General features: G+C 38.7%; 15 protein-coding genes and 1 pseudogene. 5 read left to right on the forward strand and 11 right to left on the reverse strand.

What is annotated here, in order from left to right; all coding sequences use genetic code 11:
- Window positions 1-41: 41 nt before the first annotated feature.
- Genes F3H01_RS00365 through pheS form a run of 4 tightly spaced genes read right to left on the reverse strand, consistent with a single transcriptional unit; the run spans window position 42 to window position 5,458 of the window.
- Complete coding sequence (locus tag F3H01_RS00365) at window positions 42-866, reverse strand: 4-hydroxy-3-methylbut-2-enyl diphosphate reductase (RefSeq protein ID WP_149724461.1); 825 nt, start codon at window positions 864-866, stop codon at window positions 42-44.
- Complete coding sequence (gene aroA / locus F3H01_RS00370) at window positions 856-2,133, reverse strand: 3-phosphoshikimate 1-carboxyvinyltransferase (protein WP_149724462.1); 1,278 nt, start codon at window positions 2,131-2,133, stop codon at window positions 856-858. The genes F3H01_RS00365 and aroA overlap by 11 nt, the downstream gene beginning before the upstream one ends.
- A complete protein-coding gene (gene pheT / locus F3H01_RS00375) occupies window positions 2,130-4,466 on the reverse strand; it encodes a phenylalanine--tRNA ligase subunit beta (protein ID WP_149724463.1) in 2,337 nt (778 codons plus the stop codon). The genes aroA and pheT overlap by 4 nt, the downstream gene beginning before the upstream one ends.
- Window positions 4,463-5,458 carry a phenylalanine--tRNA ligase subunit alpha gene (gene pheS, locus F3H01_RS00380; protein ID WP_103559363.1) on the reverse strand — a complete coding sequence of 332 codons (996 nt, stop codon included), beginning with the start codon at window positions 5,456-5,458 and terminating at the stop codon, window positions 4,463-4,465. Before pheS ends, pheT begins: the two co-directional genes overlap by 4 nt.
- Before the next feature lie 118 nt (window positions 5,459-5,576).
- On the opposite strand from pheS, the gene F3H01_RS00385 reads away from it, so the two are divergent.
- On the forward strand, window positions 5,577-5,930 hold the full coding sequence (locus F3H01_RS00385; RefSeq protein ID WP_004317216.1) for a histidine triad nucleotide-binding protein: 354 nt from the start codon (window positions 5,577-5,579) through the stop codon (window positions 5,928-5,930).
- 40 nt (window positions 5,931-5,970) lie between these two features.
- Here F3H01_RS00385 and F3H01_RS09660 read toward each other — a convergent pair whose 3' ends face one another.
- The 3 genes and pseudogenes from F3H01_RS09660 to argH all read right to left on the reverse strand — a co-directional run bounded on the left by F3H01_RS09660 (window position 5,971) and on the right by argH (window position 8,501).
- Window positions 5,971-6,279, reverse strand: coding sequence for a CZB domain-containing protein (locus F3H01_RS09660; protein WP_410369058.1), 309 nt, complete (start codon window positions 6,277-6,279; stop codon window positions 5,971-5,973).
- Window positions 6,280-6,363: 84 nt separating this feature from the next.
- Window positions 6,364-6,642, reverse strand: a pseudogene (locus F3H01_RS09665) (methyl-accepting chemotaxis protein); the annotation flags it as partial.
- Between the two features lie 461 nt (window positions 6,643-7,103).
- Window positions 7,104-8,501, reverse strand: a complete 1,398-nt coding sequence (gene argH / locus F3H01_RS00395) for an argininosuccinate lyase (protein ID WP_149724464.1) — start codon at window positions 8,499-8,501, stop codon at window positions 7,104-7,106.
- A 205-nt stretch (window positions 8,502-8,706) separates the two neighbouring features.
- On the opposite strand from argH, the gene F3H01_RS00400 reads away from it, so the two are divergent.
- Entirely contained in the window at window positions 8,707-9,096 is a 390-nt protein-coding gene (locus F3H01_RS00400) for a hypothetical protein (RefSeq protein ID WP_149724465.1), read from the forward strand.
- Between the two features lie 2 nt (window positions 9,097-9,098).
- On the opposite strand, the gene F3H01_RS00405 is transcribed toward F3H01_RS00400, so the two are convergent.
- Genes F3H01_RS00405 through F3H01_RS00420 form a run of 4 tightly spaced genes read right to left on the reverse strand, consistent with a single transcriptional unit; the run spans window position 9,099 to window position 12,574 of the window.
- Window positions 9,099-9,638: an oxidoreductase gene (locus F3H01_RS00405; protein ID WP_149724466.1), complete on the reverse strand. Its 540-nt coding sequence runs from the start codon at window positions 9,636-9,638 to the stop codon at window positions 9,099-9,101.
- Between the two features lie 2 nt (window positions 9,639-9,640).
- Window positions 9,641-11,818: a heavy metal translocating P-type ATPase gene (locus F3H01_RS00410; RefSeq protein ID WP_149724467.1), complete on the reverse strand. Its 2,178-nt coding sequence runs from the start codon at window positions 11,816-11,818 to the stop codon at window positions 9,641-9,643.
- Window position 11,819: 1 nt separating this feature from the next.
- Window positions 11,820-12,023, reverse strand: a complete 204-nt coding sequence (locus F3H01_RS00415; protein ID WP_009294304.1) for a heavy-metal-associated domain-containing protein — start codon at window positions 12,021-12,023, stop codon at window positions 11,820-11,822.
- Window positions 12,020-12,574, reverse strand: coding sequence for a GNAT family N-acetyltransferase (locus F3H01_RS00420; RefSeq protein WP_149724468.1), 555 nt, complete (start codon window positions 12,572-12,574; stop codon window positions 12,020-12,022). Before F3H01_RS00420 ends, F3H01_RS00415 begins: the two co-directional genes overlap by 4 nt.
- 151 nt (window positions 12,575-12,725) lie before the next feature.
- On the opposite strand from F3H01_RS00420, the gene F3H01_RS00425 reads away from it, so the two are divergent.
- Genes F3H01_RS00425 through F3H01_RS00435 form a run of 3 tightly spaced genes read left to right on the forward strand, consistent with a single transcriptional unit; the run spans window position 12,726 to window position 15,307 of the window.
- A complete protein-coding gene (locus F3H01_RS00425; protein WP_021090734.1) occupies window positions 12,726-13,433 on the forward strand; it encodes a YebC/PmpR family DNA-binding transcriptional regulator in 708 nt (235 codons plus the stop codon).
- 11 nt (window positions 13,434-13,444) lie between these two features.
- Window positions 13,445-13,939: a peptidylprolyl isomerase gene (locus F3H01_RS00430; RefSeq protein WP_107785127.1), complete on the forward strand. Its 495-nt coding sequence runs from the start codon at window positions 13,445-13,447 to the stop codon at window positions 13,937-13,939.
- Window positions 13,940-13,951: 12 nt separating this feature from the next.
- Entirely contained in the window at window positions 13,952-15,307 is a 1,356-nt protein-coding gene (locus F3H01_RS00435; protein ID WP_149724469.1) for a cation:dicarboxylate symporter family transporter, read from the forward strand.
- Window positions 15,308-15,471: the final 164 nt, after the last annotated feature.

A 15,471-nucleotide genomic window follows, 5' to 3' on the forward strand; every position in this document is an offset into this window, starting at 1 on the left:
GGGCTTATTATAGTTAATTGTGGCTTTAGCTAGGATAAATTTTATACTTTTTTGATTCTATCAACGACTTTTTGTATGATCCAGTCAGGCGTACTTGCACCCGCACTTATACCACACAAATTTTTGCCCTCAAACCATGATCCCTCAAGCTCTTCTTCGCTTTCTATTAGGTAGCTATCTTCGCAGAAATTTTTAGATATTAGGTAGAGTTGTTTTGTGTTTGAGCTGTTTTTACCGCCGATGATTATCATCACGTCAGCTCTTTTTGCTAAATTTTTAGCAGCCTCTTGGTTTTCAAATGTTGCGTTGCAAATCGTGTTAAAAACGCGCACTTCTTTTACATGAAGCATGAGATAGTTTGCGATCTGCATAAATTTCTCAACTTTTCTAGTCGTTTGGCTAACAAGTGCGACCTTTTGTTTAAATTTAATACCCTCTAGCTCGCTCTCTTCAAGCACGACATAGACATTACCCTTGGCATATGACTTCACGCCCTTTACTTCAGGGTGGTGCACGTCACCATAGATCACCACATCATAGCCCTCTTCGCTCATTTTTTCACAAATTTGCTGTGGCTTTGTCACAAACGGACAAGTTGCGTCGATCACTTTTATATCTGTCTTTTTTAGCTCTGCAAGGTCGTTTTTTGTGATGCCATGAGTGCGAATGATCGCCTTTTTCTCATCTTTTAGCTCATCTATGCCCTCAAGCGTTTTTACATTGTAGTTTTTCTCAAGCCTGTTTATCTCTTCATTGTTATGAATGAGGGGCCCAATGGTCGCAGCATCTCCTGCATTTTCAGCAATCTTTATCGCCCTTTTTACACCAAAGCAAAATCCATAACTACTAGCAAGCTCAATCTTCAACTCTAGCTCCCATTTTCTTTAAAATTTCAGCAAAATTTGGAAACGAAGTGGCGATAAATTCGCTCTTTTCTATCTGCATGCCACATTTTAGTCCAAGTATGGCAAAGCTCATCGCGATCCTATGATCTCCGTGGCTATCTATCGTGGCAAATTTAGCCTCAGAGCCATTTATGATAAAGCCATCTTCAAGCTCGCTAGCATCGACACCGCACTTCTTTAGCGCATTTATCGTGACAGCTATCCTGTCGCTCTCTTTTACACGAAGTTCTTTTGCATTTGTTAGCTTGCTTTGACCCTTGGCGCAGGCAAATGCGATGGCTAAAGCTGGGGCTTCGTCGATGAGCCACGAGATATTTTCGCTAACTTCTACGCCTTTTAAATTTGGCGAGTACTTAACCTCGATATCGCCAATATCTTCATATTTGCTTGAAGTTTTGTGAAATTTTATCTCAGCGCCCATTTTTTCTAAAACCCTGTAAGCTTCGATGCGAGTTTTATTTAATAAGATATTTTTTAAAATAATATGCGAATTTGGGATGATTAGAGCTGCGACCGCGAAGAAAAATGCCGAGCTTGGGTCATTTGGCACGTCTATATCAAGTGGCGCAAGTGGGCCTTTCATCGGCTCTAGAGTGATCTCTAGCTCGTCACGCTTTATATCAGCTCCCATGCCTGCAAGCATGCGCTCAGTGTGGTCTCTGCTTAGCTCTGGCTCGCTAAATTTGCAGCCATTTGAGTAAAGAGCCGCTAGTAAAAGCGCGCTTTTTACCTGAGCTGAAGCGATCTTGCTATCAAAACTAGATCTTTCAAATTTAGTCCCTCTTATGCAAAGAGGAGCATTGTTTGCGTTGTTTGCACCATCTATCTTTGCACCCATATCGTTTAGAGGTTTTGTTATCCTTGCCATCGGGCGAGAATTTAAGTATTTATCGCCACTTAGCACGAAAAAGCCGTCCTGTGCGGCTAATAGTCCTATAAAAAGCCTCATTGCCGTGCCAGAGTTGCCACACTCTAAAATTTCATTTGGCTCTTTTATCTTTTGCGGTGGTGTGATCGTTATTTCGAAACCATTGTCCTCAACTTTTGCACCTAAAAGCTCGACTATTTTTAAGGTATTTAGCGTATCGCCTGCTCTTAGGTAGTTTCTAACACGAGATGGCTTGTCGCTTAAAAGCGAAAAGATCGCGCATCTATGCGAGATAGACTTGTCAGCTGCGATGTCATCGATGGTTAAATTTAGACTTTTTTCTAATGGATAAATTCTCATCTTATTCCGATATTTAGTTTCTCTTTTAGCTCACTTAAAATTTTATCCATAAGCGCGTTTATATCGTCATCTTCGAGTGTTTTTTCCATATCTTGGAATGTAAATTTAAGGCTAAGGCTAATCGCGCCGTTTAGTTTCGCATCTTTATAGATATCAACCGGCAAGAACTCTTTTAACTCTTTTAAATTTAGCCCTCTTATACACTCATAAATTCGTCCAGCCTCGAAATTTTCAGGCACGATGAGGCTAAGATCTCTTGTAGTGCTTTGAAATTTTGAGTATGGCACTGCTAAGATCGGCTCAAATTTAAGCTTTGAAAAATCAATCTCACAGACATAAGTTTTTGGCAGATCCCTTTTTGCCTCTATTCTTGCATCAACTCTGCCGATATAGCCGATCTTTTCGCCATTTTGATAAATATGTGCCTGCTCGTATGGGCTAAGATATGAGATCTCTCGGCAAGGTTTTAGCTCAAATTTACCTATGACATTTTGCACCATCGCTGCAAATGCGTAGAAATTTGCCTCTTCGCCCTTTGCGCCATTTATCAGTGTCGGCTCTTTTAAAAGGCCTGATACGACAAAGCCTAAATTTAAGCCTTGGTTTGCATTTTCGTCAAAAACTTCGCCAAGCTCAAAAAGTCTAACTGAGCGTTTTGAGTTTTTGATATTTTTCTCACTTGAGCTTAGAAGGTGATTAACAAGTGCTGGTCTAAGCGTGTTTAGCTCGTTGTTTATAGGATTTAGTATCTTGATCTTGCAAGGTTTGAAATTTAGCTCACTTAGCTCATCAAGGCTGTCAAATACGTAGTGTACGCTTTCAAAAAAGCCATTGTCGGCTGCGCGGTGTCTTAAATTTAAAGCATTTTTATAGTCAAAATATGTCTTATTTAGCCTATTTTTCTCAGAGAAATTTAGCGGCGTTGAGGCGATATTGTCGATGCCTATTATCCTTACGATCTCCTCGCAGATATCATGAGAATTTACGATATCATGGCGAAATAACGGCACTTTTACATTAAAGCTCTCTTGCTCGACATTTACCGCGATCTCAAAGCCAAGTTTCTTTAAAATTTTAACGACATCATTTCTAGCAACCTCTTGACCGATCATATTTTTAAGCTCGCCAAGTGAGATGCTAAGCGTGATAGGCTCGGTGTTTAAAAGCGACTGCTGTGAGCCAGCAAAGAGATTTAGTGCATCTTTAAAATTAGCAAGCCTTTTAAATAAATAATCCGCACCATAAGCTAAATTTGGCTCGCTACCACGACTTGAGCGATAAATTTGATCGCCCTTTGGTAAATTTTTATTTTCAAAAATAGCTTTTGAAACTACATCTGGCTTTACGTAGCTAGCTTCTACTAGGATCACTTTTGACTTCTCATCTACCCTTGCTATGTCACTTTGGTAAATTCCAGCAATGCCTAAATTTTTATCCCCGCAATAAACGACACATTCGCCATTTTCGCCATTTTTTATATCAAAAACAGCCTTTTCGCCTTCACTTACTAGTTTAGCGTGATCATAAGCCCTAAATAAAACGCCCGTGCAAAATGTCGCGTATTCAAGCAGTCTCTCAACTAAATTTGTCTTTTGACACTCTATTAATGCTAGACGCATGCGAGTTATTAGATTTTCATATAGTCCTTCTTTTAGCTCAAAAGCCTTATACAAAAATGACCCATTTACTTTATCCTCTGCTCGCACAGAAGCTATTCTGCCAATACCTAGTAAATTTTCGCTCTCATCGTCTTCGTGACTATCTTTCATATTTAGATCAAGCGCTGCACAAATTTCTCTTGCGATGCCATGTAAATTTTGGCAATCGCCTCTGTTTGCTGTGACATCAACTTCGATTATCGTATCTTTAAATATCTCAAATTCGCTAAGACTTGTACCAAGTTTTAGCTTGCCGATGCTCTCATCAAGCGGTAAAATTCCATCATTTACCTTTGGAAGTCCCAGCTCACTTGAAGAGCAGATCATACCACTTGACTCGATACCTCTTAGCTTTGCTTTTTTTATCTCAAGATCATTTGGCATAGTCGTGCCAATAAGTGCAACTGGCACAAACTGACCAGCTTCAACATTTTTAGCTCCACACACGATCTGAAGCGTCTCTCCACCAATATCCACTTGACAAATGCTTAGTTTATCGGCATCTGGGTGCTTCTCTCTACTTTTTATGTAGCCAACCACAATACTCTTTGGTAAATTTATCTCTTTATAGCTATCAACCTCTAGCCCGATAGAATTTAATGTCTTTGAAAGTGTCTCGCCGCTAACGTCGCTAAGGTCGATCCACTCGTTTAACCAATGCTTTGAAATTATCATTTAAACTGCTCCAACAATCTTAAATCTCCCTCAAAAAGCGACCTTAGATCAGGCACTCTATGAAGTAACATCGCAAATCTCTCAACGCCAAGGCCAAAGGCGTATCCACTTACATTTTTATAGCCAACCGCCTTAAATACATTTGGATCAACGACACCACATCCAAGTACCTCAAGCCAAGTAGTTTGCTTACACACTCTGCAGCCCTTGCCATGGCAGAATATACAACTAATATCAACCTCTGCGCTAGGCTCCGTGAATGGAAAGAAGCTAGGGCGAAAACGTACTTCAACGTCGCCAAACATGTGCTTTAAAAAGCCCTCAAGCATTGATTTTAAATTTGCAAAGCTAACTTTCTCAGCATCCTCCACCACAAGGCCCTCAACCTGGTGAAACATCGGTGTATGCGTTAAATCCATATCACGTCTAAAGACCGTGCCAGGCGCTATCATGCGAATAGGCGGATTTTGATTTAGCATAGTTCGCACCTGAACTGGGCTAGTATGCGTCCTTAAAAGCCTAAAATCATCTAGGTAAAATGTATCTTGCATGTCCCTTGCTGGGTGGTATTTTGGTAAATTTAGCGCTTCAAAATTGTGAAAATCATCTTCTATTAGTGGTCCGGTCTCGAGCGAGAAATTTAGAGCCAAAAAGTATTCAATTATCTTATCCATCGTAGCCATCACAGGATGAAGTGCCCCGCTAGCAACAGGCTCATTAAATAGCGTGATATCAGCGGCTTCTTTTTTCATCTTGTTATCTATCTCTTGCTCGCTAAGCTCAGCCTTTTTAGCTTCTATTAGCGCGCCAAGCTCATCTCTTTGCTTATTTAAATTTGCTGCAAATTCCTTTTTCTCATCTTCACCAAGCTCTTTTAGCTTTGCAAAACCTTGAGCCAAGATGCCCTTTTTGCCAAAAATTTCTACCCTGACCTTCTCAAGATCGTCAAGCGTTGAAATTTCATTTTTGATTTTATTAACGAAATCTTGCAATTTTTTGCCTTTATAAATTTTTGAGTCGATTTTATAGAAAAAGAGTTAAAATCAAGATAAAGAGCACGAAATTTAAGCACACTTTGATATAATTTTGCAAAATTTCAAAGGAGCTAAAATGACCATATTTGAAAAGATCGTAGCTGGTGAAATCCCTTGCAACAAAGTGCTTGAAAGTGAGAAATTTCTAGCTTTTAACGACATAAACCCAAAAGCGCCGATCCACATCCTCATCATCCCTAAAAAACACTACAAAAACTTCCAAGAGATGGATCCAGTTTTGATGGGTGAGATGACTAAATTTATCCAAGAAGTGGCGAGCTTAATGGGCGTTGATAAGAGCGGATACCGCCTCATAACAAACTGCGGCGAAAACGGCGGTCAAGAGGTTATGCACCTACACTTTCACCTACTTGCTGGCGCAAAACTTGGCTGGAGTGAAGGCGTAGCTGATCCACAAAGCACATTTTAATAACTTATAAATCTTAGACTCAAAGCATGAGTCTAAGATTTTATTTTCTTGCAGCCTTAATAGCTTCAAGCAACTCTTCAAAACCTACTTTACTTGAGTTTTCGACATCTTTTAATATTTCAACACCAGGTAGATTTCCTTTGTCTTTATCAGCAAAAATAACCATCGCTTTTTCTAGTCCATGATGAACATTTTCATGATGAGCTGCGATACTTGAGAGAATTTTGGCATCTTTTACAAGAGTATTTTTCACATCTTTTTCATACCATTTGCCAAATCTACACTCATGAACATCTTGAATCTTGTTAAACTCATTTAAAAGCACGCCTCTATATCCATTTAGCTTCATATTTATATGATCTATTTTTCCATTACTTACATAGACTTCATTTGTAACATTTAAAGCCTGATTTAGGATATTTTGCGTATTTGCATTTACGCTTGAGATATTTCCTTCAAATCCACCTAAAATTTTCATAGCATTTGCAGAAATTTTTGAAAAATTCTCACTCATTTCGATCATCGTGTTTGCACTTTGTTTAAGGCCATTTATATTTACTTCTACTTCAAGTGTCGCTTTTTGAGTGCGTTCAGCTAGCTTTCTAACCTCATCTGCCACGACGGCAAAACCTCGTCCATGCTCACCAGCACGGGCCGCCTCGATCGCAGCATTTAGAGCTAGTAAATTTGTCTGATCTGAGATGTCTTTAATGAGATTTATAATCTCAACAATCGAATTTACGCTTCCATCAAGTGAAGATGCATCATTTGAAAGGTCATTGCTCATCTGGCTTACTTGCTCAATCGAGTTTAAAATTTCAGCCGTTTGCGACTTGAGTTCGCCTGTCTCTTTGAAAGTCTTTTCATTTAATCCGTTTATACTTTCAAGCATTTTTAGGTTTTCTTCCATTGTTAATTGCAAGAAATTTATACCATCTTGATAACTTGAAAGCAATAAATTTACAGCCTCTTGCTTATCCTTGGCTTGCTCTTTTGGCTCGCAAGTTTTAACGTTTTTTAGCTCATTTTTAAGTGCTAAAATTTCAGCCTTTAAAGCTTCATTTTCTCTTTGTAAAGCTTCATTTTTACTAGAAAGCTCTTTATTTTTGCCATCAAAAAACATTTTTAATCCTTTAAAATTTGTAGATTTTGCGTAATTATAACTCTTTTTTCTTAGAGCCAGTAATCTAAAATTTCTATCTGCTCATCAACGCTTTTATTTGCCGTGCCGCCCTGCGAACAACGTGCCTCTTTTGAAGCGTGAAGATCTAAAAATTTAATAGCATTTGCATCTAAATTTTCATCCACACTTTTTAGCTGCTCTTCGTTTAGTTCACTCAAATCAAGCCCTAAACTTTCAGCCTTTGCGACAGCTTTACCAGTGATAAAATGCGCCGTTCTAAATGGAATATTTTTTTCACGCACTAGATAATCTGCCAAATCAGTCGCACTTAGATGCCCAGTTTTTGTCGCTTTTAACATGTTTTTTTCGTTAAATTTAGCTGTTTTTATTATCTCGTTTAGGATAGTAGCCGAGCTTAAAATGATAGATACACTGTCAAACACACCCTCTTTATCTTCTTGCATATCTTTATTGTAAGCAAGTGGCAGGCCCTTCATCGTAGTTAGTAGCGCTACTAAATTTCCATTTACACGCCCAGTTTTACCGCGTATGAGTTCAGCGACGTCTGGATTTTTCTTTTGAGGCATAATGGAACTTCCTGTGCTATAAGCGTCACTGATGCTTACAAAGCCAAATTCTTGCGAGCTCCAAAGTATAAGCTCCTCGCAAAGTCTAGAAGCGTGCGTCATAAAAACGCTAATGTTAAATAAAATTTCCAACGCAAAATCACGGTCGCTCACGCTATCCATCGCATTTTGCGTGCAACCTGCAAAGCCAAGCTCACTTGCAACGATACTCCTGTCTATCTTATGAGGAGTGCCTGCAAGGGCTGCTGAACCAAGCGGACTTAGGTTGTTTCGCTCATAGGAGCTAATAAAACGCTCAAAATCTCTTTTGAACATAAATGCATATGCTAGCAAGTGATAGCTAAGGCTTACTGGCTGAGCGTGTTGAAGATGTGTGTAGCCTGGCATTAGCGTATCTTTGTTATTTTTTGCCAAATTTGTAAGCGTGGCGATGAGCTCTTTTATACATGAAGAAATTTCTAAATTTTTCTTCAAAACGTAAAATTTAAAGTCAAGCGCAACTTGGTCATTTCTACTTCTAGCTGTGTGCAGTCTGCCACCAAGCTCGGCGCCGATGATCTGGCTAAGGCGCTTCTCAACTGCCATGTGTATATCTTCATCTTCTAACTTAAACTCAAATTTACCTGCTCTTATCTCAGATAAAACCTCACCAAGCCCCTTTATGATCGCCTCTGACTCATCTTTTTTCAAAATTCCGCAAATTCCAAGCATCTTTGCGTGAGCCTTACTTCCAGCGATATCTTCTTCAAAAAGATTTTTATCAAAATTTATAGAGGCATTAAATTCCTCGAGTAGCTTCGAACTAGCCTCGCTAAATCTACCCTCCCACATCTTTTTGTGTGCGTTTTTCTCTTCTTTCATAGCTTTGCCTTTAATTAGTTTTGCGTGATTTTAACAAAATAGCACTTAACTGGGTATTTTAACTATAAAGTTGCAAAAAAAGTTATAAATATAATTTATCTTTAAGGATATGGAAATATAATTCAAAATATAACTTTTTAAAAACTATTTTAATTTTCTATTGAGATAGTTTAAAATAAAAATAATCTATAAGAGGAAGGATGATATGCAAATAGATGCAAATATGAACTCAAATATTTTCTATCATGATGGCTATACATCTATCTCTTCAAATAGCTCAAAAACAAGCATGTTAGTATCTTCTAGCTATGACAAGAAAGATATTGTTAGAAGCAATGAAGTACATGTAGAACAAAGAGAAGATGCTAAAATTTCCCCTATAATTATTAATAAAGCGAGCGCTATACAGTTACAAAAGGACTTAGAAAAATTACAAGATCAAAATCTAGATATTTCGCATCAAATTTCAAGCATCCAAAGCCTAAAAGATCGTAATTCTATGCAAATGCTTCATTACTTAAATTTAGAGCAGTCAGCCATTCAAAATAACATTTTAAGCATTAAAACTCAAATGATAGAAATGGCACAGGCTTAAGACTAAGCCTTACCAATAATAGTTTCTAAAACTAGGCAAAAATCCTCTAAAAAATATCCCATTGATTTATAAAAATTGCTAGTTGCGTCTTTTTGGATGTCTCTTGAAAGCTGTTTAGCATAAGGCAAGAAAAATGAGACACTAAAAGCTGCAAGAAGTCTCATAGACTCCTTAGATGCTTTACTTTTTAAAATATTTGCTATTAAAATTAGCTGATTTGAGATGCTATCAATCTCGCCCATTTTTGGCTGAAAATTTATAGCCTTATAAAATTGAGCTAGATCATCTTTTGCAGACGAAAAATAGTAACTTGCCTCAAATTTTGACTTTAAAATGACAAAATCGTCACATAAAGCAGCACTACTCTCATCTTTGATAAATTTAGCGTAAAGCTCATTTCCTTTTATATTCGCATCGCTCTTTGTCTGCGTTATCCACGCATTTGTCTTTTTTATACGCATAAAAGATGAGACACCCAAGATGCCGTTAAAATTTGTAGCAAGTGCAGCCGCTACAACGCTGTAAAGCTCTCCAAGTCTCAAATTTAATCCTTAAGCTTCAAATATCTAAGTCTAAGTGCATTTAGCACGACAGTAACCGAGCTTAGGCACATCGCCATCGAGCCATAAACTGGACTTAGAAGCAGTCCAAATACCGGATAGAGCACACCAGCAGCCACTGGTATGCAAATGGCGTTATACATAAATGCCCAAAACAAATTCTCTTTTATGTTAGCAATAGTCGCATTTGCAAGCTTTACAAGCCCGCTCACGCCACGCAAGTCATTTTTTACAAGCACGATATCGCCAGCGCCTTTAGCGATGTCTGAGCCTGAGTTCATAGCTATGCCAACGCTTGCCTCTTTGAGCGATGGCGAGTCGTTTATGCCATCTCCCACGAAGATCACGCCACCTCGGCTCATTAGCTCTTTTACTTTGTTAAATTTATCCTCAGGTAGCATATTTGCATAGTACTCGCTCACATTTAGTTTGCTAGCGATATTTGCCACTACTTTTTTATCATCGCCTGATAGGATCACACTTTGTAAATTTAGCCTTGCAAGCTCGTTTATAACGCTATTTGCCTCATTTTTTAGCTCATCACTTAGTGTTAAAAATCCGCTAAATTTTTGATTGACCGCGCAAAGTATGACGCCGCTTCCATCATTTGTAGCCTCTTTTATCGCCTCACTATCAGCTTCATTTAGCAAGATATTGTTTGCTGCGAGCAGTTTTTCGTTGCCTATTATTATCTTATTGCTTTCATCTTCATAGACGATGCCTTGACCAACTACGTTTTGAAATTTGCCATTTAGCTTTTGTAAATTTATACAATTTTGTTTTGCATATCTTACGATCGCCTTTGAGATCGGATGTTCGCTTAAATTTTCAGCAGATGCCACTAGCTCTAACTCTTTTTCACTCAAATTTGAGCTTTTGACACTGATTAGCCCCTTACTTAGCGTGCCAGTTTTGTCAAATGCTACAAATTTAGCATCTTTTATCAGCTCCAAAACTTCTGGGTTTTTAACCAAAATTCCAGCTTTTGCGCCGCGAGCAAGAGAGCTTACTATTGCTATTGGCGTGGCAAGTCCAAGCGCGCATGGGCATGAGATGATAAGCACACAGATCGCGCAAGAGATCGCATAGGCGAAATTTCCACTAAAAATTATCCATATCAAAAATGTAAGAACCGAGATCGCCACGACGCTTGGCACAAAGATGTTTGCTATCTTATCAGCCAGCCGTCCGATAGGCATCTTTTTGGAGCTAGCGTCGCTTAGCAAGCTTAAAATTTGAGATAGTAAGCTCTCAAAAGAACCCTTTGTTACCTTGATGCTTATGTAGCCATTTGTGTTTAGAGTGCCGGCAAATACGCTATCGCCTACCTCTTTATAAACTGGCAAGCTCTCTCCTGTAAGCATAGAAGCGTCGATCTCAGCGCCACCTTGGACTATCACGCCGTCACTTGGGACGTTGTAGCCATTTTTTACGATGACGATGTCGCCTACTTTTAGCTCATTTACATTTACCTCTTTGCTCTGCCCGTCTGGCATGACCAAAAAGGCGGTTTTAGGCGAAATTTTAAGTAGCGTCTTTAGGTAGTCGCCAGCCTTTGCCTTTGAGCGCTCTTCAAGGTACTTGCCAAGCAAAACAAAGGCTATGATCATCGCTACGCCCGAGACATATACGTTTTTTAGGTCATCTGGGATGAAATTTGAAAAGATCACAACAAAAAGCGAGTATAAAAACGCACTGCCGCTTCCAAGAGCTACAAGCACGTTCATATCGTAGTTTTTGTTTTTGACAGCCTCTATGGCGTGAGCAAAGAAGTCTTTGCCGCTAAAAGCTAGCACCAAAAAAGCTAAAACTAGCATGAGCAAATTTACTAGCATATTGTGAGGCGCGAACATCTCAAGCGCCATTATCACGACGCTTGCGATAAATGCAAATATAAATTTGTTTCTTATCGAGGTTATATGCTCGTCTCTTTTGGCTTCAAATTCATCGATATTTGTCGCCACAAAGTAGCCAAGCTTCTTTATCTTTTGCTCTAAAACTTCACGCACGCTGGCGTCTTTTAGGACAAACTCACCGCTTGCGTTTGCAAAATTTACATTTGCTTCAAGCACGCCATCTATCTTTTTAGAAACCTTTTCGATAGCGTTTGAGCAATTTATGCAGCTCATTCCCGCTATATTTAGCTTGACTTTTAAAGGCATTTTACAGCTCTTTTATCACGTCAAATCCCAGATCAGCCATTTCTGATTTAAATTTCTCAACATCGCCATCTTTTATATCGACGCTTACTTGTCTTGGCTCTTTGCTAAGATCGACTTTTATCTCGCCAAAGTCATCTTCAAGTGCGTTTTTTATAGTGTTTGCGCAGTTTTGGCAATGCACATTATTTACCTCAAATGTTTTCATATTATCTCCTTTATCATGTGGTCGTATTCGTGTAAATTTATGATCTTTTTGGTGTTAAATTTAAAGCCAAGACTCTCGTAAAATTTACGAACTTTTGGCTTATTTATATCAACTATCAGCGAGACCTTTTTATGTCCTAGCTCTTTTGCTCTTGCAAATGAGTGCAAGATGAGCTCTTTTGCAAGACCTTGACCTCTAAATTTCTCATCTACAGCGATACTATCTATATAAAACTCATCATCAAAGCACTCTTTTTCTATCTTGGCATCTTTGCCAAGAGCCTTTAGATGCTGCGAAATTTCTCTATCAAGCTGCCATGCGTCGCCGCCAAAGTAAGCGCACATCGCAGCGATGATCACGTCGTCACGCTTATAGATATAGATATTTTTATAGCTAAGTCTATTTATCTCGCTTACAAAAAATTTCTCTAAAATTTCGTCACTTTTTACAGGATCGTCGTAGCCACTTAGCTTGTAGGCGATATCCTCCATAGCTAAATTTAGTAGTTTTATGCAGATTTTTGCATCTTGTTTTTGAGCATTTTTTATCATGGGTATGATTATATGCCTTTAGCTTAAATTTTTACCAAATATTATTTTCAAATTTACAAATTAAGCGCTTTAGCAGGCAAACTAAAAATGTTTTAAAAAAGTATAAAATTTTTTTAGTTATAATCCGTAAAAAATTTATTTAAGGATATTTATGGGACGAGCATTTGAGTACCGAAGAGCAGCAAAAGAAGCTAGATGGGATAAGATGAGCAAGGTATTTCCAAAACTTGCAAAGGCTATAACAGTAGCGGCAAAAGATGGCGGATGTGATCCAGATATGAACCCTAAACTTCGTGCAGCTATCGCAGCAGCAAAAGCTGAAAATATGCCAAAAGACAACATCGATGCAGCTATAAAAAGAGCAAATGGCAAAGATAGCGCCGATATCAAGACTATCTTTTATGACGGCAAAGCAGCTCACGGCGTGCAGATCATCGTCGAGTGCGCTACTGATAACCCAACAAGAACAGTTGCAAATGTAAAAGCAATATTTAGCAAAAATGGCGGAGAAATTTTGCCAAGTGGCAGCCTTAGCTTTATGTTTACAAGAAAGAGCGTTTTTGAGCTTGAAAAACCAAGTGCAGATATCGAAGAGATCGAGCTTGAACTAATAGATTATGGTCTAAGCGATATCGAGGCTGACGATGAGACGCTATTTGTTTATGGCGATTATGCAAATTTTGGCACACTTCATGAAGGTATCGAAAAACTAAATTTAGTAGTTAAAAAAGCTTCACTTCAATACTTACCAAATCAAACCGTGAATCTAAGCGAAGAGCAAATGCTTGAGGTCGAGAGGCTTCTTGATAAGCTAGAAGACGATGATGACGTTCAAGCAGTTTATACAAATATCGAATAAAAAGGAAATACATGCGTTTTGATGAATTAAAAGTTTATGATATAAATTTAGACGAGCTAAAAAAAGATAAATTTGCAGTTTTAGAGACAGACAAAGGCGAGATCAGACTTGAGCTTTTTGCCGAAGAAGCTCCACAAGCTGTTGCAAATTTTGTCCATTTGATAAAATCAGGCTTTTACAATGGCCTAAATTTTCACAGAGTTATACCAAATTTTGTCATCCAAGGCGGCTGCCCAAATGGCACAGGTACAGGCGGTCCTGGCTGGAGGATAAAATGCGAATGCGATAAGCAAAAGGTAAAACACGAGCGCGGTAGCCTAAGCATGGCTCATGCAGGGCGTGATACTGGCGGATCACAGTTTTTCATCTGTCATAGCAAACAACCTCATCTTGATGGAGTGCATACAGTCTTTGGAAAATGCGTTGATGAAGAGAGCCTAAAGGTACTTGATGCTATCAGACAAGGCGATAAGATCATCTCTGCTAAGATCAGAGAAAGCCTATAAAGGGGAAAATTTATGAATAATGCTAAAAAGCAAGGAAGCCTTGCCGTAAGATTATTTACCAATCTTGCCTTTTGGGTTGTGATCGGTATTGTTGGTGGTGTTGTCGTTGGCATGGTCGCGCCTGAGCTTGGTATAGCAAGCAAGCCAGGCATTGATTATTTTATAAAAGCACTTAAAATTTTAATCGGCCCTATTATCTTTTTAACGATCGTTTCAGGTATCGTTGGGCTCGAGAGTCTAAAAGATCTTGGGTCTATTGGATTAAAGGCATTTATCTATTTTGAGATAGTTAGCACACTTGCGCTTGCTGTTGGTATCATCTTTGGTGAGACACTTCGTCCAGGACATGGCATGAATCTTGACTACACTCAGCTTGATGCCTCAAGTGTGGCTAAATTTACATCTCAAGCTGCAAATATGGACGCAAATAGCGGATTTGTGGCGCATACACTTCATCTCTTAAGAGGTGCTGTGCCAGTAGATGACATTTTCCCTTACGTGCATATACTTGATCCATTTATAAAATCAAATACTCTTCAAGTACTTTTCATGGCTATTATCGTTGCTATCGTGCTTTCGCTGCTAGCACATGATAAAAAACAAGCTTGCCTAAAGCCACTTGAATTTATTCAGCACTATGTCTTAAAACTTCTTAGTTGGCTTATGCTCCTTAGTCCAGTGGCTGCATTTTCAGCTATGGCTTATCTAATCGGCAAATTTGGTATCGGAACGCTTCTTGGCATGATGGAGCTTTTGGTTGTTATGGCACTTGCAAGCTGCTTTTTCATATTTGTCGTGCTTGGTGTTATCTGCTATTTTGCAAAAATCAATGTCTTTAAATTTATGCGTTTTATCTCAAAAGAGGTATTGGTAGTCTTTGCGACAAGCTCGAGTGAAACGGCTCTTGCGCCACTTATGCAAAAGCTAGAATCAGCTGGTATAAATAGAGGTGCTGTTGGCCTTATCATTCCAACTGGCTACTCATTTAACCTTGACTGCACCAACATCTATCTAAGTCTAAGTGTTATTTTCCTAGCTCAAGCATTTAACATCCCACTAAGTTTTGAGCATCTAATAAGCATTTTAATCGTACTAATGATCACAAGCAAAGGTGCTGTTGGCGTGACAGGATCAGGCTTTGTCGTCCTTGCTGGCACACTAAGCGCACTCCCAAGCACTGGCATACCAGTCGTCACCGTAGCCGTACTACTTGGTGTTGATAAATTTATGTCAGAGATGCGTGCAGTTGGTAATCTCTGCGGCAATGCCGTTGGCTGCATGATAGTTTCTATCTGGGATAAAAAAGTCGATATGGATAAATTTAGATACGCACTAGATCATCCAGAGGAATTTCACTTTCACTCATAATATACATTTATAACTATAAGGGCAACTTTGCCCTTATTTTTTCTTTTTACCCTAAATTTATGCGATCTTCCTTCTCCTCAAACCTATAAAAATTTTTAAAAACAGCATCGTAATAAATGATATTTGATAGCTGGTTCAAGCACAAAAAGAAAAACTAGAGACTA

This window comes from Campylobacter concisus, assembly GCF_902460875.1.
Classification (GTDB): Bacteria; Campylobacterota; Campylobacteria; order Campylobacterales; family Campylobacteraceae; genus Campylobacter_A; species Campylobacter_A concisus_AA.

What these genes read in the sequence shown, in the direction of transcription:
- aroA (WP_149724462.1), bottom strand. Translation starts at nt 2,133, where the DNA reads ATGAGAATTTATCCATTAGAAAAAAGTCTAAATTTAACCATCGATGAC.
- F3H01_RS00420 (WP_149724468.1), bottom strand. Translation starts at nt 12,574, where the DNA reads ATGATAAAAAATGCTCAAAAACAAGATGCAAAAATCTGCATAAAACTA.
- F3H01_RS00410 (WP_149724467.1), bottom strand. Translation starts at nt 11,818, where the DNA reads ATGCCTTTAAAAGTCAAGCTAAATATAGCGGGAATGAGCTGCATAAAT.
- F3H01_RS00385 (WP_004317216.1), top strand. Translation starts at nt 5,577, where the DNA reads ATGACCATATTTGAAAAGATCGTAGCTGGTGAAATCCCTTGCAACAAA.
- pheT (WP_149724463.1), bottom strand. Translation starts at nt 4,466, where the DNA reads ATGATAATTTCAAAGCATTGGTTAAACGAGTGGATCGACCTTAGCGAC.
- F3H01_RS00400 (WP_149724465.1), top strand. Translation starts at nt 8,707, where the DNA reads ATGCAAATAGATGCAAATATGAACTCAAATATTTTCTATCATGATGGC.
- argH (WP_149724464.1), bottom strand. Translation starts at nt 8,501, where the DNA reads ATGAAAGAAGAGAAAAACGCACACAAAAAGATGTGGGAGGGTAGATTT.
- F3H01_RS00430 (WP_107785127.1), top strand. Translation starts at nt 13,445, where the DNA reads ATGCGTTTTGATGAATTAAAAGTTTATGATATAAATTTAGACGAGCTA.
- F3H01_RS00435 (WP_149724469.1), top strand. Translation starts at nt 13,952, where the DNA reads ATGAATAATGCTAAAAAGCAAGGAAGCCTTGCCGTAAGATTATTTACC.
- F3H01_RS09660 (WP_410369058.1), bottom strand. Translation starts at nt 6,279, where the DNA reads ATGAAGCTAAATGGATATAGAGGCGTGCTTTTAAATGAGTTTAACAAG.
- F3H01_RS00415 (WP_009294304.1), bottom strand. Translation starts at nt 12,023, where the DNA reads ATGAAAACATTTGAGGTAAATAATGTGCATTGCCAAAACTGCGCAAAC.
- F3H01_RS00425 (WP_021090734.1), top strand. Translation starts at nt 12,726, where the DNA reads ATGGGACGAGCATTTGAGTACCGAAGAGCAGCAAAAGAAGCTAGATGG.